General features: G+C 49.4%; 28 protein-coding genes, 2 tRNA genes and 1 pseudogene. 22 read left to right on the top strand and 9 right to left on the bottom strand.

Going from position 1 to position 24,068, the window contains the following annotated elements; all coding sequences use genetic code 11:
* Positions 1–11 precede the first annotated feature (11 nt).
* From K0C01_RS08250 to K0C01_RS08260, 3 genes are all read right to left on the bottom strand, one after another.
* Entirely contained in the window at positions 12–239 is a 228-nt protein-coding gene (locus K0C01_RS08250) for a hypothetical protein (RefSeq protein WP_221169236.1), read from the bottom strand.
* A 390-nt stretch (positions 240–629) separates the two neighbouring features.
* Complete coding sequence (locus tag K0C01_RS08255; RefSeq protein ID WP_221171234.1) at positions 630–1,100, bottom strand: PIN domain-containing protein; 471 nt, start codon at positions 1,098–1,100, stop codon at positions 630–632.
* Positions 1,097–1,348, bottom strand: a complete 252-nt coding sequence (locus K0C01_RS08260) for a hypothetical protein (RefSeq protein ID WP_221169237.1) — start codon at positions 1,346–1,348, stop codon at positions 1,097–1,099. Before K0C01_RS08260 ends, K0C01_RS08255 begins: the two co-directional genes overlap by 4 nt.
* 524 nt (positions 1,349–1,872) lie before the next feature.
* Here K0C01_RS08260 and K0C01_RS08265 point away from each other — a divergent pair.
* Together K0C01_RS08265 and K0C01_RS08270 are read left to right on the top strand one after the other, a co-directional pair.
* The gene (locus K0C01_RS08265; protein WP_221169238.1) at positions 1,873–2,019 is read left to right on the top strand and encodes a hypothetical protein; all 147 of its coding nucleotides are present in this window, start codon (positions 1,873–1,875) and stop codon (positions 2,017–2,019) included.
* Positions 2,020–2,211: 192 nt separating this feature from the next.
* The gene (locus K0C01_RS08270; protein ID WP_221169239.1) at positions 2,212–3,006 is read left to right on the top strand and encodes a sister chromatid cohesion protein PDS5; all 795 of its coding nucleotides are present in this window, start codon (positions 2,212–2,214) and stop codon (positions 3,004–3,006) included.
* 874 nt (positions 3,007–3,880) lie between these two features.
* Here K0C01_RS08270 and K0C01_RS08275 read toward each other — a convergent pair.
* Complete coding sequence (locus K0C01_RS08275) at positions 3,881–4,369, bottom strand: PIN domain-containing protein (RefSeq protein ID WP_221169240.1); 489 nt, start codon at positions 4,367–4,369, stop codon at positions 3,881–3,883.
* A 24-nt stretch (positions 4,370–4,393) separates the two neighbouring features.
* Positions 4,394–4,696 (bottom strand): ribbon-helix-helix domain-containing protein, encoded by a 303-nt coding sequence (locus tag K0C01_RS08280; RefSeq protein WP_221169241.1) that lies wholly within the window; start codon positions 4,694–4,696, stop codon positions 4,394–4,396.
* Positions 4,697–4,772: 76 nt separating this feature from the next.
* Here K0C01_RS08280 and K0C01_RS08285 point away from each other — a divergent pair.
* The 19 genes and pseudogenes from K0C01_RS08285 to K0C01_RS08375 form a co-directional block, all read left to right on the top strand.
* Positions 4,773–4,962 (top strand): annotated as a pseudogene (locus tag K0C01_RS08285) (IS5/IS1182 family transposase); the annotation flags it as partial.
* A gap of 227 nt (positions 4,963–5,189) precedes the next feature.
* Positions 5,190–5,272: transfer RNA gene (locus K0C01_RS08290), tRNA-Ser, on the top strand.
* A 73-nt stretch (positions 5,273–5,345) separates the two neighbouring features.
* On the top strand, positions 5,346–5,834 hold the full coding sequence (locus K0C01_RS08295; RefSeq protein WP_221169242.1) for a 30S ribosomal protein S13: 489 nt from the start codon (positions 5,346–5,348) through the stop codon (positions 5,832–5,834).
* Positions 5,835–5,836: 2 nt separating this feature from the next.
* Positions 5,837–6,358 carry a 30S ribosomal protein S4 gene (locus K0C01_RS08300; RefSeq protein ID WP_221169243.1) on the top strand — a complete coding sequence of 174 codons (522 nt, stop codon included), beginning with the start codon at positions 5,837–5,839 and terminating at the stop codon, positions 6,356–6,358.
* Between the two features lie 2 nt (positions 6,359–6,360).
* Positions 6,361–6,744, top strand: coding sequence for a 30S ribosomal protein S11 (locus K0C01_RS08305; protein ID WP_259372359.1), 384 nt, complete (start codon positions 6,361–6,363; stop codon positions 6,742–6,744).
* 1 nt (position 6,745) lies between these two features.
* Positions 6,746–7,522, top strand: coding sequence for a DNA-directed RNA polymerase subunit D (locus K0C01_RS08310; RefSeq protein WP_221169244.1), 777 nt, complete (start codon positions 6,746–6,748; stop codon positions 7,520–7,522).
* 110 nt (positions 7,523–7,632) lie between these two features.
* Positions 7,633–7,717 (top strand) — tRNA-Leu (locus K0C01_RS08315).
* Between the two features lie 30 nt (positions 7,718–7,747).
* Positions 7,748–8,098 carry a 50S ribosomal protein L18e gene (locus K0C01_RS08320; protein WP_221169245.1) on the top strand — a complete coding sequence of 117 codons (351 nt, stop codon included), beginning with the start codon at positions 7,748–7,750 and terminating at the stop codon, positions 8,096–8,098.
* Positions 8,095–8,535 (top strand): 50S ribosomal protein L13, encoded by a 441-nt coding sequence (locus tag K0C01_RS08325; RefSeq protein WP_221169246.1) that lies wholly within the window; start codon positions 8,095–8,097, stop codon positions 8,533–8,535. Before K0C01_RS08320 ends, K0C01_RS08325 begins: the two co-directional genes overlap by 4 nt.
* On the top strand, positions 8,529–8,924 hold the full coding sequence (locus K0C01_RS08330; protein WP_221169247.1) for a 30S ribosomal protein S9: 396 nt from the start codon (positions 8,529–8,531) through the stop codon (positions 8,922–8,924). The genes K0C01_RS08325 and K0C01_RS08330 overlap by 7 nt, the downstream gene beginning before the upstream one ends.
* A gap of 2 nt (positions 8,925–8,926) precedes the next feature.
* Entirely contained in the window at positions 8,927–9,121 is a 195-nt protein-coding gene (locus K0C01_RS08335) for a DNA-directed RNA polymerase subunit N (protein WP_221169248.1), read from the top strand.
* Positions 9,118–9,297, top strand: coding sequence for a DNA-directed RNA polymerase subunit K (locus tag K0C01_RS08340; protein WP_221169249.1), 180 nt, complete (start codon positions 9,118–9,120; stop codon positions 9,295–9,297). Before K0C01_RS08335 ends, K0C01_RS08340 begins: the two co-directional genes overlap by 4 nt.
* Positions 9,297–10,502, top strand: a complete 1,206-nt coding sequence (eno, locus tag K0C01_RS08345; RefSeq protein WP_221169250.1) for a phosphopyruvate hydratase — start codon at positions 9,297–9,299, stop codon at positions 10,500–10,502. The genes K0C01_RS08340 and eno overlap by 1 nt, the downstream gene beginning before the upstream one ends.
* Positions 10,499–11,257 carry a 30S ribosomal protein S2 gene (gene rpsB, locus K0C01_RS08350; RefSeq protein WP_221169251.1) on the top strand — a complete coding sequence of 253 codons (759 nt, stop codon included), beginning with the start codon at positions 10,499–10,501 and terminating at the stop codon, positions 11,255–11,257. The genes eno and rpsB overlap by 4 nt, the downstream gene beginning before the upstream one ends.
* 63 nt (positions 11,258–11,320) lie before the next feature.
* Positions 11,321–12,307, top strand: coding sequence for a mevalonate kinase (gene mvk, locus K0C01_RS08355; RefSeq protein ID WP_221169252.1), 987 nt, complete (start codon positions 11,321–11,323; stop codon positions 12,305–12,307).
* On the top strand, positions 12,304–13,065 hold the full coding sequence (locus K0C01_RS08360; protein ID WP_221169253.1) for an isopentenyl phosphate kinase: 762 nt from the start codon (positions 12,304–12,306) through the stop codon (positions 13,063–13,065). The genes mvk and K0C01_RS08360 overlap by 4 nt, the downstream gene beginning before the upstream one ends.
* 237 nt (positions 13,066–13,302) lie before the next feature.
* Positions 13,303–14,643 (top strand): ribonuclease J, encoded by a 1,341-nt coding sequence (locus K0C01_RS08365; protein ID WP_221169254.1) that lies wholly within the window; start codon positions 13,303–13,305, stop codon positions 14,641–14,643.
* A 1-nt stretch (position 14,644) separates the two neighbouring features.
* A complete protein-coding gene (locus K0C01_RS08370) occupies positions 14,645–15,772 on the top strand; it encodes a polyprenyl synthetase family protein (protein ID WP_221169255.1) in 1,128 nt (375 codons plus the stop codon).
* 40 nt (positions 15,773–15,812) lie between these two features.
* A complete protein-coding gene (locus tag K0C01_RS08375) occupies positions 15,813–17,993 on the top strand; it encodes an ATP-dependent DNA helicase (protein WP_221169256.1) in 2,181 nt (726 codons plus the stop codon).
* Between the two features lie 14 nt (positions 17,994–18,007).
* Here the strand turns inward: K0C01_RS08375 and K0C01_RS08380 are convergent, their stop codons facing one another.
* From K0C01_RS08380 to K0C01_RS08395, 4 genes are all read right to left on the bottom strand, one after another.
* The gene (locus tag K0C01_RS08380) at positions 18,008–18,511 is read right to left on the bottom strand and encodes a 2'-5' RNA ligase family protein (RefSeq protein WP_221169257.1); all 504 of its coding nucleotides are present in this window, start codon (positions 18,509–18,511) and stop codon (positions 18,008–18,010) included.
* A 55-nt stretch (positions 18,512–18,566) separates the two neighbouring features.
* On the bottom strand, positions 18,567–19,196 hold the full coding sequence (locus tag K0C01_RS08385) for a class I SAM-dependent methyltransferase (RefSeq protein WP_221169258.1): 630 nt from the start codon (positions 19,194–19,196) through the stop codon (positions 18,567–18,569).
* Positions 19,197–19,232: 36 nt separating this feature from the next.
* Positions 19,233–21,239 (bottom strand): type II secretion system F family protein, encoded by a 2,007-nt coding sequence (locus K0C01_RS08390; protein WP_221169259.1) that lies wholly within the window; start codon positions 21,237–21,239, stop codon positions 19,233–19,235.
* A 149-nt stretch (positions 21,240–21,388) separates the two neighbouring features.
* Complete coding sequence (locus K0C01_RS08395) at positions 21,389–23,119, bottom strand: type II/IV secretion system ATPase subunit (protein WP_259372360.1); 1,731 nt, start codon at positions 23,117–23,119, stop codon at positions 21,389–21,391.
* Between the two features lie 449 nt (positions 23,120–23,568).
* Between K0C01_RS08395 and K0C01_RS08400 the strand changes: the two genes are divergently transcribed.
* Positions 23,569–24,042 (top strand): DUF5793 family protein, encoded by a 474-nt coding sequence (locus K0C01_RS08400; RefSeq protein ID WP_221169260.1) that lies wholly within the window; start codon positions 23,569–23,571, stop codon positions 24,040–24,042.
* Positions 24,043–24,068: the final 26 nt, after the last annotated feature.

Consider the following 24,068-nt stretch of genomic DNA (forward strand, 5'->3'; position numbering starts at 1 on the left):
ATCCTTATAATTCACTTTACAACGGAATTTTGATCCTCACCATATGAACTAGCAAATCGCAGCCCGACCCAGGTGACGAGTATGCTGACAAGTATGAGGAACGCGACCCCAACCGCCCAGTTTATCTCGGACGCGAACTGGTATATGCCTCCCAGAACGCCGCGTGAGATGATCAGCACAACAACAAGTAGCCCGCCGATCAGAAGAAATTGGAGTCCGTTCAGGCTACGAATACCCATATTACAGCATTCTGCCTGTATCACAATAACAGTTTTCTGGAGTTATCAGCCATACTTGGAAAACTAATCAATTTGTCTCCATATCAGTCCTCAAATGCTAGAACAAGCCTAATAGATATCATATACAGCGGTATCGATACGAAACCCCACCCCGTTCATGGGTGGGAGGAGGTCAATTACGTGAGTCTTCATATGGCCTGTGTGACGCCTCAGAGTGGACACCCGACCACACATGACGAATGTCCACTCTCTGGGGGTAAAATATACAATTCTAATAATATTTCACCCCTCATCGCACGTCTGTGGGTAGAAATCCGGCTTTAGCACTCACGACCCATAATCTATCCATGGTGAATGTGCTTGGCGCATCTATACGCCTTTCTCGTCTCGTTATTGCTCGTCTAACATCCGGATGCCGCGCTCCACGACCGCCTCGGTCACGAAGAGACTCGTCTCACGCTGGAGCTCCCACATGAGTGACGCTGCTTCGCCTCTATCGAGTAATCCGCGGCTGTAACCGAGAGCAATGACGCCGATAGAACCGCGTACTTCGACGCCTGCGCCGGATGTTGCCTCCCGGGCGGCAAGGTCGTCGGTTAGGAGAACAACTCCCCGCTCTTCAGCGACTGCAATCGCGGCGCGTTCTCCGGCGTCCAGTTCTTCAGTTCCGACTCGGCTTTCGTCGGCCTCGACAAGTTCGTACGAGAGGTCGACCAATCTGTCCGGAACACCACCGGCCTCGACTTCGTTATAAACTGCCTCTGGAACGAGTAATGTGTCGAACGTCGATAACAGTTCGAGCGAGTCGATTTCTGCGAGGTGAATGAGTGGTCCAGCGTCCGAGACAGCCGCGAGCGTCACGTGTTCAAACCCCAATCGACATCTTTCTCGACGACCTCGCGCTCTCGGTCCGCTCGCTCGACCTTCGTCCGACCGACGCGCTCGATAGCCTCCTCGCGGTCGAGTTCGCCGTCGAGATACTGTGCGAGTACGAGGTCCTCCCACAGGTCTTCGAGACCGCGTTCGAGTGCCCGTTCGAACACTTCGGACTCTTGAAGACCGCGAGCCTCAGCGATTTTGCGTACTCGATTAGAAATTTTGGCTGCCATACAGTATCGTTACTCTGCAACGTTCATAAATCCGTGTCTGCTCGTCCGATGCGAATCTGATCGGGGCCTATGTCCACCGTGGCCACAACCAGATGCTCCCAGAGACGTTGTTTACCGTCAAAAATAGCTTCCCTTGGACTCGAACTCTGACGGTGTATAAGTACCACATCTTGAAAGCAATGAAAACTGGTCCCGTCTAATAGTTTCCTTGACACGAATGCCGTGCTGAATATAGAGGATGAAGTCAGCACGGGGTTTCGTTTCTTTCGCCGCTAATCAGGTACAGTTTCTCGGAGCGTTCTGACTTCAACCGAATTTATATATAAAACCGAGCTAAGACGCTCTCAAACACGATATTCAAGTGACGCTCTGAAACCACCAATATAATACGCAGGAGGGAACTAACAGTGAGTTTAGATACCTGCCCGCAAAATTTTTATTAAACCAGAAGAGAAACAGCCGCCATGGTTGATAAGCTGAAGAATGTCAGAGATATTGAAGAAAAGTGAGACAGTGTGGATATCATGGCGGGGGAAGAACTCTCCGAGGAACACATTGACAAACTTGTGGAACTTGCTGGAAGCGATAATGATGAGACCGCAAAGGCAGCCATTGATCTTCTCCACGACATCTCCCAAGTCACTACGAAGAGTGTGGAGGGATACGTGTAAGCGCTTGAGAAAATAGCGAGAGACTTAGACCCTGAGGATGACTGGGACAAGATTGATGATCTGATTAAATCCATCTGGAACGTTGTCCAAAACAATCCCGAATCTGCCAGTATCTCGTATGATTTCCTATTCGAATATCATACCCACAACGAGCCGTATAAATCCTCTGCCGCCAACGCTCTGCCCTATTTGGTGACAGAGCGGATCGAATTAGTAGAGTCGCTGATTGAACGGTTAGAGGACCCATCTGCCACGAATAGGGAAGAAAGTGCATTCGTTTTGAAGAAGATCGCAGAAGAACATCCCGGGAAAGTTAGTACGGAATTGACCACCCTATTCCACATCTCCCAGAATCAGGAAGAAAACTCTAAGGTACGCCGCTACTCCTTGGAGGCTATCGCTGAATATACTGAACAACATCCTGACGATGTCCGTCCGCACATTCAAGAAATAAAAAATCTTGTCCTGACGTCTGATGAGCATAAAAGGGTAAGAGAGGCAGGGACAAGGGTGTTAGCGTCATATGCTGACCAGTATCCAGAAACGTTCCATGACCAGATTAGTAGTTTTGCTGAACTACTTGACCACCATCACCACTCTCTTCGTTGGCATATCGCTACAATGTTTAGAGAGATAGCTGCAGCCAATCCGGAAGCTCTGGAAGACGTGAGTTCTGAGATACAACTATCTTGTAGGGATGAATTTGATAATGCTCGTGATGCTTCCCTCCAGGCTTTTGTCTATCTTGTCGAGGAGAACGTAATTACTGCTGACGAAATTAACATTGATCAGGCTTATCTCCGTGAATTAGTGGCAGATAATTCAGCGGGAACCGGAGCCGCGACGCTTCCATCAATCAAGCTGTTGGGCTACATTGGTGATTCAGAGGCAGTTCCATCACTTGAAGAGATCTTAGAGAAGGAAACAGGAGTCTCCGATCAGGAGAAGAAAGCAGCAAGAGAGGCGATTAATCGGATTCAAACCTGAGATAGGTTAATCGTGATGAGCAAACGGTTTCAGTTATAACAGCGCCGAGACGGATTCTAGATGATCGCTTCCCCGTCGTTTGTCTGTCAATAATGAGTGCGCCCGATCTCAGTAAAGTCTTTTTATAACGGGAGAGATGGTACATTCGAATTTATCGCAAATCGGTATGCTGCACACTTCTCTAAGGCTACCGTGAACTCATCGGCATCAATACAAATCGGTCAGGTCGGCGCTCTAATCATGCTGCATACGCACCCTGTATTCAGCACGGCCGCTGAAACATATCAACTACTGAATGTTTCAATCTTACAGCGGTAGCGAGGCGAAAGCCCACCCCTTCAGGGGTGTGGATGAAGCCGACATGATATGTCACAAACAACGTGACATAGACCGGTTGTAATCCCAACGTTTATTCTATGCGAAATACTATGAGTTGGTAGGCATGCGACATGCTGCTGCGGGGAACGTGCTCACGCTCAAGCTGGCCACGAGTGCGTCTCAACTCTTACACTCACACACCTTCGCAGCCCAACCAGCAGCGGTTGGCATGTCACCCAAGCGCTCCCCACGTGTGGCTGTAACGGGGAGTGGGGCCGATGGCCCGGCCCGCTGCTCACGGTGCTGGACGCCCGTGAGTGTCACTCCCTTCTTGGGAGGGCAACACCGAGTGGATACCCAACACGCCACACCCCCGTTTGGGGGCCAAAGGTGCATCAGCGAACCCGCACGTTCACAGCCGGGGTAATCAATCTGGGTGGATTACCCACGGAGGAATCCCACGACTTCAGTCGTGGGAGGAGGTCAACCGAGATCATCCACCTACAAATTGGGCAATACGACTTGATATAGTCCCGGCAAAGAAGCAGAGAGTAGTCTATTCGAAGAGGTTCTTGGCTTTTCTGTAGATCGGTGATTCAAGGCAGTCTCGGTTTTTTGCGGCCTCTTCCAATTTTGCCACGGCTTCTTCTTCTTCGAGGATTTCTCGCTTGACCAGTGCTTTGAGCAAGATCGGGGAAATCACAACTTTGGAGTCAGTAACCGTTTGTAGTTCGGGAAGCGCCCTTAGATCGTCTGTAATCAGAAAATCGGCCTGTTTTTCGCTCGCAAGTGTGACTGTTGATCCTTCGCCGTCGTCTATTCTTGATGACTGGAAACGTGGTTCAGTGGTTTTGTCGACCTCGATTCGGTCTAATTGGTCTAATACGGTTTGTGCGGCTTGTCCGTGAACATCGTTGTATTCCGCTGTCTCCTTGAGTTCCTCGATTACTGTTTCTGTTGTGTAGATATCGTATTCGGTTAGAACGTGGTCGAGGAGGTTGATTGAGGATATTGTGATGAGGGCGCTGGTATCAACTACAATCATTCCCAAATCTTGTACACCGGATTTTTAGAGATCTGCAAGCTCGTCTACGAGTTCATCGCCTTGGTCGAGAAGGGTTTTGGAGGCTTTGACTGCTTCTGCGTCTTGTCGTCCGATGAATTTTTTGAGGACGTAGAATTCGATTTGGTCGTTGAGGTAGAGTTCGACGACTGCTTCTTTGAATTTCTCGTCGTCTTCGACGTCATCCAGGTATTCTTGGAGTGCTTCTATGAGTATTTCTGTCCGGTTTTTGTGCGTGATTTCAGCTGCTACGTCGGTTTTCTGGATGAGATCTTCTGGCAGTCTGAAGTTGACTCGTGTGGTTCCCATTGGATACAACCCTCTTGTACATACATTGTACCCACAGAGTTAAATAGCTAACACCCACAACACCCAGAATCACCTACCTTATGACCACGCACACAACGTTCGGATTGACGACGATCTCTACAATCAAATCAATGACAGAGACAGCTAACTCCTTAGTCAAGCGCTCGTACGGTTCCGACGTACGAGCGCGTGCATGGTACCGTGAATTCCGTGAAGTTGTCCTGATGTGTCTTGTCTATAACATCAAGCGCTACATCAAACCATGAAATCCGGCATATTATGGCGATTCAATAGATCCACTTAATCCGAACCATCATCTCCCACTGACACATTGAACTCAATTCGTATGCTTGCTTGCTATTCATCTTTTGTGATGTGTTCTATCATACCTAGCATTGCATTCGGTGTGCTTAAGTAAGGTCATGAAGAATTTACGTGTACGATACGTGTAGGGAGGTGACTCCCGAGTCCACAAGGGCGAAATGTTATGTGCGTCGTGGTAGCCTAGCCTGGTCAAGGCGCAGGGTTGCTAACTCTGTGGCGCAAGCCTCCGGGGTTCAAATCCCCGCCACGACGCTTTGTGAATCCCCCAACGATGATTGGGTGGTTCCATCCGTTTCACGTATCAATCAAACAACAATAACGACACATGAGTCAAGAAGAACAAGATCAATCCGATGATGATCTTCGATACTTCGTTCGGATCGGTACAACCGATCTTGACGGAACGAAGTCAATCGAACGGTCATTGATCGAGATGAAAGGTATTGGTCGGCGGACGGCCCGTCTTATTGCCGATAAAGCCGGTGTTGATCGACGAAAAACACTCGGTGCACTCGACGATGATACCATCGATGCCATCATCGATGCAGTCGAGAACTATGCAGATCAAGTGCCGGAGTGGCTGGCAAACCGCCGAAACGACTTCTATACCGGTGAGACAACACACGAGACCGGTAATGAGCTTGAGATGACACGACAGCAGGATATCAACCGGATGAAGATGATCGATTCGTACAAAGGTGTTCGGCACAAGCGTGGACAGAAGGTACGCGGACAGCGTACGAAGTCCACTGGCCGAACAGAAGGTACGATCGGTGTGAATGTTGAAGAGATCAAAGAGGAGAGTGGTGAATAACTATGCCGCTTGGATCATCGACAAAGCGATACGAAACACCAAACCACCCATTCCAGGGTGAACGGATCGCTTCTGAACACGATCTTATCAATCGGTACGGTCTGAAAAACAAAGAAGAACTTTGGCGTGCACAGTCGGAACTCCGTCGAATGCGTCGTGAGGCTCGGGAAATCCTTGGTCAAGTAAGCACTGAGGATGACGTTGAGTCTGAAGGTGACGAGTTCCTCACGCGACTCAAACGCTATGGGTACCTTGACCCAGAAGATTCGCTTGAGGCTGTCTTGGCACTTGAAGTAAACGACGTCCTCGAACGTCGACTTCAGACTATCGTCTACCGCCAAGGCCTGGCTAACACACCAGATCAAGCACGTCAGTTTGTTTCTCACGGTCATATCACGATTAACGACCAGCGAGTTCGTCGCCCTTCATACACTGTTGAAGTTGATGAGGAAGACTTCATTGAGTTTGAAGAGACGAGCCCACTGGCTGATGACCTACATCCAGAACGAGCGGAGGGACAATAACTATGGCAGAAGATCGCTGGGGCATTGCCCACGTGCACGCATCGTTTAACAACACCATCCTTACGATTACTGACTTGTCGGGCGCTGAGACGATTGCGAAGTCTTCGGGTGGTGCTGTAGTCAAACAGAACCGAGATGAAGCGTCGCCATACGCAGCAATGCAGATGGCAGAGAAGGTTGCTGAAGAAGTTATGGAAGAAGGAATTGAAGGCGTTCACGTCCGCGTTCGTGGACCAGGTGGCAATCTCCAGAAAAGCCCCGGTCCAGGCGCACAGGCGACGATTCGAGCACTGGCTCGCGCTGGACTCGAAATCGGCCGCATTGAAGACGTGACGCCAATTCCACACGACGGTTCACGTCCGCCAAAAGGCAAGAGTGGATACTAATATGGAAGATTACGAAGTCGAGTTCATTGAATACGGTGATCGGTCCGCTCGTTTCGTTATTCGAAACGTGACACCGGCATTTGCAAATGGTCTTCGGCGTGCGATGATTACTGACGTTCCGACACTGTCGATTGACACTGTCCGCATGGTCGAGAATTCCTCGGTCATGTTTGATGAGCAACTCGCACTTCGACTTGGCCTTGTTCCACTAACAACGCCGGTCGACGAGTTTGAAGAGGGTGACACCGTTACACTTTCACTCGATGTTGAAGGACCTAACACGGCATACTCAGGTGACCTTATTTCATCGGATTCGATGGTCGAGCCAGCTGATGATAACATCCCAATTATTGACCTGAAAGACGGCCAGCGACTTGAGCTGGAAGCTGACGCGGTGCTTGACAGTGGCACTGAACACGCCAAGCACCAAGGCGGAGTCTCAGTTGGTTACCGCCATCTCCAGTATGTTGAGGTCACTGGTGAGCGCGGTGAATTCGAAGAGGATGAAACGAACATCCTCCGCGGTGTCATCGAAGAGCGTGAACCAGAGTATGCTGATGCTGACACTAAGATGGGTGAGTTGGTCCTTACCGAAGAATTCGACAATGATCTTTCAAACCGGTATCCCGGTTACAATGTCGAAGTACACGACGTAGAGAATGCATTTGTCTTCCACGTTGAAACGGATGGATCATTCTCGGTAGAGACGCTTGTCAAGGAAGCAGCAAAGACGCTTGACGAACGCGCAGCAGAACTAGAACAGGCAGTACAACTATAATATGTCTCTGAAACCCCTTTCAACTGACGGCCGATCTTGCCCGCGAACTCGACGGCTACCCGTTAGTATCGAAAGGGGTTTGAAGGAGTACACGTTACATGCGGGTGCACGCAGGGATAGCCAAGTCTGGCCAACGGCGCAGCGTTCAGGGCGCTGTCCCGTAGGGGTCCGCAGGTTCAAATCCTGCTCCCTGCATCCCGCTTTTTCATCTCTTGGAGGGAATTTATGAGTAAAACAAATCCACGACTTACCAGTCTCATTGCCGAACTGAAGTCGGTTGCTCGTGAAAGCGACGCTGATGTCTGGAGTACTATCGCCTCCCAGCTTGAGAAGCCTCGTCGATCCCATGCTGAGGTCAACCTCGGTCGGATCGAACGCTACGCTCGGGAGGATGAGACCGTTGTTGTCCCAGGAAAGGTCCTAGGAAGCGGCTCACTCCAGAAGTCAGTCACAGTCGCAGCAGTTGATTTTTCCTCGACTGCTGAAACGAAGATCAACCAGGTCGGCGAGACGCTAACATTAGAACAGGCAATCAAACAGAACCCAGAAGGAACCAGCGTTAGGGTGATTCAATGAACCAAGCAAAATTTGACGCTGATGTAGTCATTGATGCTCGAGATTGTATTCTCGGGCGTGTTGCTAGCCAGGTCGCACAGCGAGCTCTTGACGGCGAGCGAGTTGCCGTTGTTAATGCAGAGCGCGCTGTAATCACTGGTCGCGAAGAGCAGGTCATGGAGAAGTTCCGAAAGCGACGTGACCTTGGTTCTGATCGAGGACCGTACTATCCAAAGCGACCGGATCGAATCTTCAAACGATCTATTCGTGGAATGCTTCCGCATAAAAAGCAGCGTGGACGAGACGCGTTTGAACGTGTCCGTGTCTACGTTGGAGATCCGTTTGATGATGCTGACCCAGTCGTTCTTGATGGTACATCATTGGATCGCTTGTCAAACATCAAATTCGTCCAATTGGGCGATATCAGCGAACAACTCGGTGCTAACGTAACATGGTAACGAACACCAGCGGAAAAAAGAAAACAGCGATTGCGCGAGCGACGGTACGAGACGGTTCTGGTCGTGTGCGAATCAATTCGCAACCAGTTGAACTTGTCGAGCCTGAGTCGGCCCAACTGAAGATGCTTGAGCCGTTCCGAATTGTTGAGGACCTTCGTGATGACATCGATATTGAAGTCGATGTTGAAGGTGGCGGTGTGATGGGTCAGGCAGACGCCGTCCGAACAGCTATTGCCCGTGGCATCGTCCAGCATACTGGCGATGCTGAACTCCGTGATGCATACATGGAGTTCGATCGTTCCCTGTTGGTTAACGACGTCCGGCAGTCTGAAGCAAAGAAATGGGGCGGACCGGGCGCACGAGCACGCTATCAAAAATCATATCGATAACCATGATGGTACCAGTCCGGTGTTTCACCTGCGGGAACGTTGTTGGTGAACACTGGGAAGAATTTAAGCAACGGACAGAAGAGGGCGGCGAGGATCCAGAGAAGGTGCTTGATGACCTTGGTGTTGAACGGCACTGCTGCCGACGGATGCTCGTCTCACATAAAGACCTCGTCGATATCGTTTCCCCATATCAATGATGAACGAACGACACACTCGGTACGAACGGTCACGCATTCTGGGCGCACGGTCACTGCAGGTGTCCCATGGAGCGCCGGTACTGATTGATACTGATCAGACTGAACCGATCCTTATTGCTGCCGAGGAATACGATGCTGGTGTCCTTCCGTTTACTGTTGATCGAGGTGGAGATTAATGGTCGTAATCGGGGATATTCGACTTCGACGTGTGCTTGACTCTCGCGGTAATCCAACCGTTGAGGCTGATGTCCTGACTGAATCTGGTGGCTTTGGTCGAGCTGCCGCACCATCAGGTGCCTCAGTGGGTGAGCATGAAGCAGTTGAACTTCCTCCCCGTGAAGCGATTGCCGCTGCTCGTGAGCAGGTCATCCCTCGCTTACTTGGAGAGGTACACGTCGGAGATCAGCGCTCGGTCGATCAGATGCTACACGCTGCCGACGGGACAAATAACTTCTCAGACATTGGCGCTAACGCCGCTGTTGCGATTTCAATGGCAACGGCTAAGGCAGCAGCCGATACAATTGGAATTCCACTGTATCAACACCTTGGTGGAGCTTTCCGCGGTGACAACTTCCCGATTCCACTTGGGAATGTACTTGGCGGTGGTGAGCACGCTGCTGATGCAACTGACATTCAGGAATTCCTTTCTGCTCCTGTTGGTGCGCCAAGTGTCTCGGATGCTGTCTTCGCTAATGCTGCGGTCCACGCCAGAGTCGCTGAACTGCTCGAGGAACGCGGCGTAGCCTGTGGCAAAGGCGATGAAGGCGCTTGGGCTCCATCCATTGATGATGCTGAAGCGCTTGAAATCTCAGCTCAGGCGATTGATGATGTTGCTTCTGAGGTTGGCTTCGATATTCAGCTTGGACTCGATGTTGCCGGATCTGAGCTCTATGACGCCGACACAGAGTCATATCAATATAGCGATGAGGACCGCAGTCGATCCGAGCAGATCGACTACATCTCAACGTTAGTTGAAGAATACGATCTCGTGTACGTAGAGGATCCGCTTGATGAGAATGACTTTGATGGGTTTGCTGAACTTACTGATCGAGTTGGCGACCGGACACTTATTTGCGGTGACGATCTCTTCGTCACGAACACTGACCGATTGCAGCAGGGAATTGACATGGGGGCGGCCAACAGTATCCTAATCAAGCCAAACCAGATTGGCACACTTACGGATGCAGTTGATGCTGTTGAACAAGCCCACCGAAATGAATACACGTCGGTTATCTCTCATCGATCTGGAGAAACGGAGGATACGACGATTGCACACCTCGCTGTTGCAACAGATGCTGAGTTCATCAAAACTGGCGCTGTTGCTGGCGAGCGAACTGCCAAGCTAAATGAGCTAATCCGTATCGAGGACGATGCAATATGAGTGAAAACGAATCCGAACAAGAGGGTCTTGACGCTGCTGAAGCAGACGCCGATGTCGAAGCCGTTGAAGAAACTGAAGCCGAAGCAGCAGCAGAAGCCGAAGCACAGGACGCGTCGGAGCAAGAAGCATCCGACGACGAACCACAATTAGACGACGATGTCCTTGGCGATGAGGAAGCCGATCTTCTCATTCCAGTCGAGGAATATCTTGGTGCTGGTGTCCATATTGGTACCCAGCAGAAGACAAACGACATGGAGCGGTACATCCATCGGGTACGAACTGACGGTCTGTACGTACTCGATATCTCCCAGACAGACAAGCGCATTCGTACTGCCGCTGATCTGCTGTCAAACTACGATCCAGGACAGATCTTGGTCACTTCTTCCCGACAGTACGGGCGTTTCCCAGCTGAGAAGTTCGCTGAAGCAGTTGGTGCCCGTGCCCGGACAGGCCGGTTTATTCCTGGGACACTAACGAACCCACAGTATGAGGAATACATTGAGCCGGATATCCTTGTAGTTACTGACCCAATTGGTGACTCACAGGCAGTCAAGGAGGCTGTCACCGTTGGTATTCCGGTTATTGCAATGTGTGACTCCAATAATACGACCAGCAACGTCGATCTTGTTGTTCCAACAAACAACAAGGGTCGAAAAGCACTGGCGGTTGTTTACTGGCTACTTGCAAACGAAACCCTCGACCGACGCGGTGCCGATCCGAACCGATCTCTCGAGGAGTTCGAAGGCGGTATATAAACGAAACGCAATTTCTTGTTCCGTGTCGTAACGGATTAACCATATCTCCCCGTAGCCGTTGGCATGACCACTTCTAGTGCACCCGGGAAAATATACCTCTTTGGAGAACACGCTGTAGTATATGGCGAACCAGCTGTGCCCTGTGCAATTGAGCAACGAGCTAGGGTAACTGTTGAACAACGTTCAGATACCGCTCTCCGTGTCTCTGCTGATGATCTCACGCTTGACGGGTTCACCGTCGAGTATGATGGTGCCGCAACTGGTGTTCCAGATGTTGATGTTCCGCAAGCACTGGTCGAAGCTGCAATGAGTTATGTGCAGGATGCAATTAATCAGGCGCTTGACGCAGCAGATGTTGAAGATGCTGGATTCGAAATCTCAATTGAAAGCGATATTCCACTTGGCGCTGGCCTTGGCTCCTCTGCCGCCGTTGTCGTTGCTACGATTGATGCTGCCACCCGTGAATTAGGAACTGTTCTTTCTGCAGAAGAGATTGCGGATCGTGCATATCACGTCGAGAATACCGTGCAAAATGGTGAAGCTTCTCGGGCTGATACGTTCTGTTCTGCTATGGGAGGTGCCGTTCGTGTCGAAGGTGACTCCTGTGGCTGCATTAACGCTCCATCAGACCTCCCAATCGTGATCGGCTACGATGGCGGTAGTGGCGATACCGGGAAACTCGTTGCCGGAGTCCGTGATCTTCGCAATGAATACACCTTCGCGTCAGACACAATCTCTACAATTGGCGATCTTGTGCGCCGCGGTGAAACTGCACTGGCCGAGGGCGATACTGAACGAATTGGCGAACTGATGAATATTAACCACGGGTTACTCTCTGCTCTGGGTGTTTCCTCACGCTCGCTGGCTAACATGGTTTGGGCGGCCCGTGATGCTGGTGCGCACGGTGCGAAACTTACTGGTGCTGGTGGCGGTGGCTGTATCGTTGCCTTGGATCCAACCGACGAAACAGAAACTGCACTGCAATATACGCCAGGATGTGAACGCGCATTTCGCGCTGAGCTCACAGAAACCGGGGTGACCCAAGTATGAGCGATCAAATACTGCTTAAGCTCGGTGGAAGCGTCATCACGGAGAAAGATCGCACGGAAACACTTGACGGCCCAACGCTTCGATCAGTTACCGAAGCAATAGGGACACATTATTCTTCTTCAGACGATCTCATCATTGTCCACGGTGGAGGTAGCTTCGGCCACCATCACGCTGATAACCATGGTGTTACAACAACGAGCGGGTCGTCGGACTATCGTGCCGCTATGGATATACACGGCGCTATGAAGACGCTCAACACATTTGTTCTAGACCGACTTCATGACCAGTCGATTCCCGCTGTCCCTGTCCATCCGTTCTCTGTTGCTTCTCGATCTGCAGACGGATCACTTGACTATCCGGTGACACACATCCAGAGATTACTCGATGAGGGCTTTGTCCCAGTGACTCATGGCGATGTGGTCGCACATGAAAATCAAGGAGTTACCATACTCAGCGGCGATGAAATCATCGCTCATTTTGGACGTGCGCTTGAACCAGATCGAATCGGACTCTGCTCAACTGTCCCCGGTGTGCTTGATGAGGAGGATGTCGTAATCGATCAAATCACAGCGTATGAATCAGTAAGCTCTGTCCTCGGTGACAGCAGTGCCACTGATGTAAGCGGCGGCATGGCAGCGAAGGTCAAAGAGTTGCTCTCTCTTGGCCATGAATCATATATCTTCGACCCTTCATCAATTGACCAGTTTTTTTCTGCTGGACATCCCGGTACAAGAATTGTTTCAGAAAACTTCAAATAGTCTCTGATCTTCGTATCCATTCCCTTTTTAGGTATGCATGAACTACATCTTACATAACCGAGTACACGGTCGTCCAATTGGGCAGATGACCGGCGCATTGCCGATCGACGTGCAATCGGCCAACGCTGGCCGCTTACACTGACGGCAATCGTCACATGGCTATCCGTTAGTGGACTATCAGCCCTATGTACAGACCGGCTCTCTGCCCTCTGTGGACGCCGTCTCGGATGAGGAACTATGGAAATCGAAATTGCTACAATTGGCGGTTATGAAGAAGTTGGTCGGCAGATGACGGCGGTGCGGGCTGGTGACGATGTTGTCATCTTTGACATGGGACTGAACTTGTCCCAGGTCCTGATCCACGACAACGTCGAAACCGAGCGGATGCATAGTCTTGACTTAATTGACATGGGAGCAATCCCTGATGACCGAGTTATGTCGGATATTGAAGGCGATGTCAAGGCAATCGTTCCGACACACGGACACCTTGACCACATCGGTGCGATCTCAAAACTTGCACACCGATATGACGCACCAATCATTGCAACGCCGTTCACTATCGAGCTTGTAAAACAGCAAATCGAAGGTGAACAGAAGTTCGGCGTTGAGAATGATCTGGTGAAAATGGATGCGGGCGACTCGATGGTTATTGGTGATGAAGGCGTCGAACTTGAATTTGTCAACGTTACTCACTCAATCATCGACGCGATCAACCCAGTGCTTCATACACCTGAAGGGGCAATCGTCTATGGGCTTGACAAACGACTTGACCACACGCCAGTGATCGGCGATCCAATCGATATGAAGCGATTCCGCGAGATTGGACGTGAAGGCGTTCTCTGTTACATTGAAGATTGTACCAACGCTGGCAAAAAGGGCCGTACTCCAAGTGAGTCAGTTGCTCGACGCCATCTCAAAGACGTGATGTACAGCATTGAGGATTATGACGGTGGTGTTGTCGCGACGACATTCTCAAGCCATATTGCCCGTGTCACTTCACTTGTCGAGTTTGCTAAGGATATTGGTCGTCAGCCAGTTCTCCTCGGCCGATCCATGGAAAAGTACTCTGGAACTGCGGAGCGACTAGACTTCGTTGACTTCCCAGACGATCTTGGCATGTTTGGACATCGGAAGTCTGTGGACCGTACATTCAAGCGGATCATGAATGAGGGCAAAGAAGACTTCCTCCCAATTGTGACCGGCCATCAGGGTGAGCCTCGAGCGATGCTCACGCGTATGGCCCGAGGAGAAACACCATATCAGCTTGATAATGGTGACAAGGTCATCTTCTCTGCCCGTGTGATTCCTGAGCCAACAAATGAGGGACAGCGATATCAGGCTGAAAAGCTCCTTGGTATGCAGGGTGCTCGTATCTATGACGATATTCACGTCTCCGGACACCTTAACCAAGAGGGCCACTATCAGATGATCGACGCCCTTCAGCCACAGAATATTATCCCAGCACACCAAGACATGGGAGGTATGGCTCCATATGTTGATCTGGCAGAGGATGAGGGGTACCGAGCCGGTCGCGACCTTCATGTGACCCGAAACGGAAATACTATTCAACTAGTTTGAGATGACCGATATCGAGGCTCAGGAACCGGACGTCATTGCTGAGATTAAGCATCGACGGGAGCTCGTCAACGAGGCTATCCCGGAGTACCTGCCGATCAAACCTCCGGAAAATCTGTATGAGGCTTCCCGTTACTTGCTTGAAGCTGGGGGCAAGCGACTTCGCCCAACGATGTTGTTGCTTGTAGCTGAGGCATTAGCTGAGCAGCCAGATACACTTGATTACCAATCTGTTGATCCTCTTCAACAGACTGACGTAGCATCAACTGTCGGTACCACTCAATCTGATTCCATCGTTGATGCAGCTATCAGTCGGTCTACTGATAGTCCTCCAAACATCGATGTTATGGCGGCTGCTGTCTCTGTAGAAATCATTCAATCGTTTACACTCATCCACGATGATATTATGGATGACGATGACCTTCGAAGAGGCGTCCCAGCGGTTCACCGAGAATACGACCTTGAAACTGCAATTCTAGCAGGAGACACGCTCTACGCAAAAGCCTTTGAGCTCATGCTTGAGACTGGTGCTACTTCAGAGCGCATGGCACGGGCATTAGATGTCCTTGCTCGAACCTGTACTGAGATTTGTGAGGGTCAAGCTCTTGATGTCGCCTTCGAACGTAGCTCAGATGTCTCTGTTGAGGACTACATGAAAATGGTTCGGCAAAAGACAGCTGTGCTATATGGTGCATCTGCCTGTATCCCAGCTGTTCTTCTTGGTGCCGATGATGACACCGTTGAGTCGCTCTATCATTATGGACTTAAAGTTGGGCAAGGGTTCCAGATTCAGGACGACCTTCTTGACCTAACCGTCCCAAGTGATGTTCTTGGTAAACAACGTGGCTCTGATCTCATCGAAAATAAACGCACCATTGTCACGCTTCATGCTGAACAACAAGGTGTCGATGTCGACGATCTTGTTGAATCGAACTCTGTTGCAGCTGTTACAGAGGAAGAAATCGATGACGCACTCGAAACACTGCGAAGCACTGGTAGCATCTCCTTTGCCAGAGAGCAGGCGCAGGAGCTGATTGCTGAAGGACAGCGACACCTCGAGGTGCTGCCAGAGAATGAATCCAGGGCGGCATTGAACGACATTGCAGACTATCTAATTAACCGCGGATACTGAGCCCGGTACTTTTTACTCTGCTATCGAATATATACACATAGTGGCTGATATCGACGACTTTACCCGGTTTTTTCCATATGAAGACCCCTTCGAGAATCAAGCAGAGGCGATGGACCGGATTTACAATGCACTGGTCCGGGGCCAAGATGTGTTATTTGAAGGCGCATGTGGAACTGGAAAGACGTTGGCTTCACTTGCTCCATCACTTAGCTTTGCACGCGAGAATGACAAAACAGTAATCATTACTACAAACGTCAACCAGCAAGCACGGCAGTTCCGAAGAGAGGCAGCGGCTATCTCGCAGCAGGAACCAATACAGGCTGTTGTGTTCCGAGGTAAAGGATCGATGTGTCATATCGATGTTGATTACGAAGAGTGCCAGGTTCTTCGGGATAATACATACGAGCTCGTTGATGCTGAACAGTCTAAACATGAGTTACAGCAGCAACATGAACATCTACAGTCTCAGACGCAACAGACCAATAGTCAGGCAGACAAAGCACAGTCTGCTGTTCTTGAAGAGCTAAACGAACTTAACGAGCAAATTGAGGAACTCGAAAACAGAGCGACATGTGACTACTACTATCAGAATCTCCGAGAGCATAATGATGAATTTTACCAGTGGCTATTCGATGGCGTTCGCTCCCCAGAAGAAATCTATCAATACGCCGAAGAGGCTGATATCTGTGGCTATGAACTGCTTAAAGACGGGCTTGAGAATGTTGATCTAGTTGTCTGTAATTATCATCATCTGCTTGACTCCACAATTCGAGAGCAGTTTTTCCGCTGGCTTGATGTCGATCCGAATGATGTCATTGTAATTTTTGATGAGGCACACAACATTGCTGACACTGCTCGTGATCACGCCCGGGTCACACTCTCAGAACGCACTCTTGAACGTGCAATTGATGAACTCGATACTGTTGATGACTCGCGGGTGGAGTCAGCAAGAAATATCTTCTCAGCTTTTCTTGAGGCTCTTCGATCCACGTATGATCAGCGTCTTGGATTTGGCGAGCGGGGAACAATTGGAGACGCATGGAAGGATATCACGATTACCAACGAAGACAAACGTGATGACTTGACCCTTGCATTCTTTAACGAGTACACTGGCTCTGGTATTCAATCCGATCTCAGTGAGGCTTTAGAACTCGGAGAACAGTTAGACCAGACATATGAAACCGCTTACCGAGAAGGTGATGCAAACACTCGACAGGAGTGTCCAACGTTAAACGGCGCACAATTTGTCCAGCAATGGATGAACACGACAACGGATACTGGGAAATATCCAGTGTTATCACTTCGTCGAGATGCAGGGAGTGAAGAAATTTATGGTCGCGCTGAGATCTATACGTGCATCCCAAGTGATGTTACTGGGGATCTCTTCTCCGAAACGTATTCAACGGTGCTTATGAGTGCAACACTCCAGCCGTTTGATGTCACGGAAGATGTTCTGGGGCTTGATTCTCCAGTTGCGATGGTATATGAGCTACCGTTTCCAAGAGATAATCGTGAAACCTTTGCCGTCAGTACTCCGCCGTTGTTTTCGAACCAACGCGACGATGACTCTGTTCAAAATGCAATTTACAGTGCGCTTTCAGATGCAATAACATTCATTCCTGGGAATATCTTGGTCTTTTTCCCTAACTATACCGAGGCTAATCGATACTATGAGATGCTATCTGGGGACACAGATGCATCGCTGTATCTTGATGAACCCGGAATGAATGCAACGACGATTCGTGATGAGTTTACAGATGCCTCTAACGGTGTGCTGTTCACATCCTTGTGGGGTACACTAACAGAAGGCGTTAGCTTTGATGGTGACGACGCTGTTGCTGTCATCGTTGTTGGTGTTCCATATCCTCACCTCGATGACCGGGCACAGGCAGTACAGGATGCGTATGATAGCACATTTGCTGACCGGGCTGTAGATAACCCCGGATGGCGATATGCTGTTGAGATTCCAACAATTCGAAAAACACGACAGGCACTTGGTCGCGTTATTCGCTCACCATCTGATATTGGAACACGCATTCTCTTAGATAATCGCTATACATCAGACGGTGTGTACGAACTCGGAGATTACAGCGTCCATGAGACGCTGCCGAAACACCTCTGTGACGAACTGATCGATGTTGATCCTGACAAACTCAGATACGCCTTGCTGAACTTCTATCAGGGACACAACGCCTACGATGGGAATCCACCTCGCCCATAGCTCGGCCATTATCGCTATCCTACTGGCAGTGATATTCGTTCAGCAGCTTTTGCTTCCTTTGCATTCCAGAGAAGTAACTCATTAACCGTCCATGTGATCTCCTCTACTTGCTTTTCAGCCAGACGTTGGGCATCTTCAATGCTCCCATCTCTTGCCAGTGTGATATGCATCGTATAGTTCTGTCCTTCCAGCTCTGGCATCGCGCCCATCTCCTCAACTAAATCTCTATGCAAATTATCAAGCCCGGGGCTGTCAAGTGTAAGATACACGACCGGGCCTGGACCACGAGGAGGGTCAGCAAAATAATCGATCCCAGTTACCGTCACAGTTATTGGAGTTGTTCCAGCCAGTGCTTCTCTTGTTTGCTGTGCTAAATGTGGGTAGACATCTGGCTCACCAAGTCGCTTAACAAGAACTGAATGATCACTCCGAATTGACGCGAATGACGTTAGTTCTGGATATAATTTGTTTGCCAACTGTCGAACTTGTCCCGGAACAGCAACATTAATACTATACACTATATCTCCGCCCTGTCTTACCTACAATACGGGGGGATTCATCATAATGGTTTTGTCATTCCGTCGTTCCCACTGTGGCATAGCAATTACCGCTTGAGACTTCCATTTCTTTTAGCTCCAGTGCACTCTCTTCTATTGTGCGTTTGAAATCAGCGGGAGAGTAAATGTGGAAGAATCGGGTCTTTATTTCACCATCAGGTAAGGTCCACTCAAGCGTCGTATCGAAACTCTCCGTTTTATCAAACCGACTATGCTCCGTGCTCCATGCACTAACGAGCGCAGTCCCATCTGACTGGAGTATCCGCGCAATTTCGTTGAGACTTTGAAGTCGATCCGCTGCTGTCGGTAGATGATGGATTGTTGCTACGTATATTGCGGCATCAACGGACCCAGCAGCCAGTGGTAGCCTTGTGGCGTCACCAACCAGAAGCGTTGCTTCGTCTACTCGCTTCTGTGCAATTTTAAGCAGTTGCTCACTTACATCAATCCCAATCGGGACTTGGACTTTATTTGCCAGTGGATTCAAATGTCGACCGTTTCCACATCCAATATCAATCCCTGTTTGTACCGCATCTATCCCATCGATAAAGTCCATCACCTCAGGCCATGGATTCGCACGCGTCTCTGAGAAATGGTCAGCAATTGTGTTGTAGACATCTCGTGTCTCATCTTTTGATCGATTCATACTGTTGTCTGTTGATCTACCCATGTGTTTTTGTTCCTATCCTATTATTCCCTGCATTACTCCCAGATTATCAACTGCCCATAGAGTAATATATGCTAATGCAAGCAGGATCGTCGCGTGCAACGCCCCAGACCGAAGGTCTCCTCGACTCATCTGTCCGGCGATAAATCCATTTGCAATCGCCTGAATCAATGCTGCGTGTACGAATACCAGTGAAAATGCATCTATGTCCGCTGCCCCGACTTGTCCAACGATTCCGGTTGCCGGAATAGGAGCTTGTCCATCCTCCGTATCTGGAACTAGCCCTTCTTCCGGCAGGCTTGGTAGAAGCACCTGTTCGAACGCGAGGATGATCATCAGAAACACTCCAAATGCAATGTAGATAACGACCAGATACGTGAGCATCTCTTGTTTCCGTTCCCGTTTGAGAAGTCGGTCTTCCCGCGCTTGCTTTGCTGCAATCGAGAGCACCCGCGAGATGTTGCCACTTGCGTTCATTGCGTTTGTGATCAATGCTACAACTCTTGAGACGGTTTGCGTGTGTACTCGATATTCCAATCGTTGTAGGCCAGTCTCAATAGTTGATCCCCATTTGATATCTGCCCAAAGTCTGTCAATCTCTGGATTCAATGCCCCAAGATCACTTCGTCGGGTTCGGTCAATACTATCGATTATTGACATTCCAGCTTGGTTCACATTTGCTAGCCGTGCGAGGAAGTCTGGGATTACCGCTTCAATAGCTTCAATCCGCCTCCGGTGGATTTCGTATACTACAGCAAACGTACCGATCACAAACAGCGCTGCCTGTACAAGATAATCGTCAATAACTGCAGGATTAAGCGTACCTGCTGTGTAAATCCTCACTCCTGTGACTAACACAGCCAGCGGTACTGTTGCATAGAGAATTTTTTCAGGTGACTCGATCAGTACCTCTTTAGGATTGCCGAGTATTTCCTTGACCCGCTGCAGGCGCTTGTATAGCATAAGACGCTTCGCATTTTCCTGTGGATCACTTGACTCAGTTGTTACGCCTCCGTCAGGGATTCGGGAGTCAGCGGCGGTTCGTTCAACATCTCGCAGTCCAGACACAACTTCCTCTGGTTTCTTTACTTCTCGTGCCTGTCCGAATCCTTGCATAATTGAATCTAAGTAAAGCAGGAATGCAAGGTTTCCAAGTGGTATACCAAGATATACAAGCACCTGCGTTGGAATAAGCGTCTCTGCCCCTGCGATACCAATAATGATCAGAATTGTAATAGTAAACAGCACACCAGCCACAAACACCGTCACGTACACTTCTGCAAGCGTAGCCAATTGTGTCAGTAACTGATCCTGTTGATTTTCAGCTTCTTCTTGAAATTCTTCATACTGGCGCTCGAGAAACTCCTCAAGATTTCGTCCGCTTTGCAGTACGCTAGCAAGGTTTTCAGCAAATTCATTGAACATCTCACTTGAGGTCCGGCCACTCATTGTCCTGACAGCGGAGATCGTGTCCTGTCCAAACACATCCATGTGGCGTACTGCTACCTGCACCTCCTCTGCTGCTGCCCCGTAGACTCGTTGGTGCTCTGAAAGGATCCGCATTACCTGTGGAAACTCCATTCCACTTCGAGATAGGGCGTACATGAACGCAATAACCTGTGGCAATGTGGCTTCGATTTGTCGCTCTCTGGCACTCGCATACGACTTCACATACCACCACCGAAGCGTGTAAACGACAAGTCCAGCGATTGCTCCAAGGGTCAACGAGCTGACTATGAAAAGAACGGCTAGCTGTGATGGGGGTAATGTCTCAATTCCAGCGAAGTCGACAAGAAATTCGAAAGCTTCTGGAAGTGACTCACGGAGTTCCGATGGCTGTAATGCAAATACCCTGAGCACTCCCCAGACGATATACATCCCAACAATCCCACCAATAAGCGCTGAAAGAACAGCATATAAAATCGTCTTTGATGCGTACATCCGGTATGTCGTTGGAAAGTGTGCAGCACGCAGCAGTCGCTCTCGTCTTTCTTTTTTCCGTCCAGCTTTAGCTACATACATTCCAAACACAGCAACCGCAATTCGGGTAAATCCTCGGTTAAAACGCTTTATGAGCGGCGTTAATACTAATAGCACCCCTAAGAACAGTGCTATCCCTAGTAAGGCATAAGTGGTCATATCCGCGGCCAGCGATACTGCTCCTGACCCCGTCATCCTGGATCTATGAGCATTTCACCTTCTGTTTCTGGTTCGATATCCGAGTCGATTCGATCAAGTACGGCTTCTTTGTCTGCGTAATATTCGTTGATAATCGCCGTAAACCGCCGGTAGTCTGTCACGTCCTTGTTGGTTAGGTACTGTAAGACCTTCTGCCGATTACGGATCTCCGTTAATAATTCACGCTGGGACCAACCTTCATTTTCTGCTATATCGCTCAGGACGGAGCTCCCCCGACTCTGAAATGTATCATCTTCACTCTTCCAAGAGAACGACGGTGAATAGTCTAGTTCTCCTGTCCGTTGACTGATCCCCCGAATCTCTGCGATCGTCTTATTTCGTCGAACTCGCTCTCCATCAAATCGCGTCAATGTTTGGACACAGAGAATATCCAGTGACGCGACCATTGGACGCGGGACATTAATCGGATCATTTTCCAACCGGTTGATCACGGTTTGTACAGAATCGGCGTGCATCGTTGAATATGTCGTATGACCCGTATTCATCGCCTGAAATAGCGTCATTGCTTCTTGTCCCCGGACCTCTCCGACAATAATATATTCTGGTCGGTGTCGAAGAGCAGACCGGAGCAAATCGTACATCGTGATATCTGTGTCCTCATGAAGACGTTCTCTGGTGACATTTGAAAGCCAGTTGTCGTGATGAAGTGCCAGCTCGGGGGTGTCCTCAATTGAGATCACCTTTGAGCGTGGTGGGATGAACATCGAAATTGCATTCATTGATGTCGTTTTCCCTGATGCCGTTCCACCTGCAAAAATCAGCGACCGATTGTTTTCGATTGCAAGCCATAGATACGCCATCTGCCCGACACTAAACGTGTTGTATTTTATCAAGTCAACTGGCGTGAACGGCTCGGTAGAGTACTTTCGAAGTGTAAATGCCGAACCTCGAGGGGTTACTTCTTTGCCCAGAGTCAACTCGGCTCGTGACCCGTCTGGCAGGGTTGTTCCAACTATCGGGTCACCGACAGATATGTGCTTTCCTGACCGCTGTGCTAGCCGGACAACAAACTTGTCCAGTTCGTCCTGCTTGAAGCTAATATTTGTCTCAAGATCTGTGTATCCATCGTGATACACGAACAGCGGTAACTCGTATCCATCACAGGAGATATCCTCAACGTGTGGATCATGCATTACGGCATCAATTTTCCCATAACCACGGAATGCACGATACACATAGTAGAATAGCTTGTAGAAAGCAGGGACATCGAGGGCCGCTCCATATCGCTGTAATTGCTCTCGAAGTTCTGTTCGCAATATCTCAACTGGATCACTTTCGTCGAGATCTGTACGGTACACCAGTGGATCACGAATATCCTCGAAGACTGCCTCTAATAGTTGAAACTGGTCATCCGTCAGTGACGGCTCGACTACTTCATATCTGTGTTCGTTGCTTTCCGGATCGTACAAGATTACAACAAAGGCGAACGGAGCGTTAACCCAGTACCGTTCTACCTCTTCTAATCCCTCAATCCCATCAAATGAAACAATCGGCCGATGTTCTTTTGGACTGTAGTTGTCAGCTGAAATCGACGAACCACGCAGAATTTTAGATGCACGTTGAACCTGTTCTCGTAGGACCGCAAATCGAGCTGCAAAGCCATTCTGATCGCTCTTCTCAACAATCTCATCTCGTTCAATCCCTGGATCAATCGCGTCAATATCCTCGGAACGATCACTGGCCATGAATAATGCTACGTACATGAAATATAGACTCCGTGGCTTCTTAACTCTTGCAGGCTGATACAGAACGGCTTTGACCTCCTCCCACCCATTCAGGGCTGTCTTTTACCCATAAGTTCACGAGACTCAAACGGACGTTTCAGACGCTGTCAACCCCGATCCGTGCTTGAGAGATTGAGATGAGAAGCGATTGAGGGCAGTAATATCGGCGGTAGGGGATGACTGAATGCGGATAAACAAGATCGGCAAAATCGTTCTATGAGGGTGTTACATCCATAGATATCGGTATTTTCAACCGAGTGCATCGATCTCGACAGCGACGTGAGTTGTGGGTAAGAGACAGCCCTGAAGGGGTGGGCTTTCGCCTCGCTACCGCTGTAGTACTGTGTTCTGAGAAAACAGAGTCAATCGGATGCAATTGAGAGGGGCGTTACGTTCATGGTATTCTAACTCATACATACAAGTGAGTGATGAGGCGAGATTATTTCAGTCTCCAAGTGAGAAACGTTGCGTGGGCAGACAATGAGGGTGATCCAAAGCGTCCGACTCTCATCATTGACTTCGAAGGCCCAACTGATCCGCTTTACGACAGATTGACCGATTCCGAAGATGAGCTACTTGATGCCGATGAGGTTGATGTTGCATATCGACTGCAGGATCCAGTCGATTTCAGCGATGCACGGGGAGTTGTTGGTGTAACTCATCGGCTTACTGGTGACTTCATCTTTGAACTAAATGAGAGCGTAGAGAACGTGTTTAAATTCATCCGCGCCGCTCGCAAGTATGAAGAACTCTCTACGGACAACGAATGTCAGTACGCAATTGAACTTCAGACCGACGGGGAGCACGTAGCAACATTCCAAAAACAGACTCTGCTTGTATATAATGAGGAAGGTGAACTTCTTCGCGAACACAGTCTTATCCCGAGTGGTGTTGAACTCTAATATTCGGGGGATTTTCTCTTCCACTA

Source organism: Salinarchaeum sp. IM2453, assembly GCF_019693215.1.
In the GTDB taxonomy this organism is placed as follows: Archaea; Halobacteriota; Halobacteria; order Halobacteriales; family Salinarchaeaceae; genus IM2453.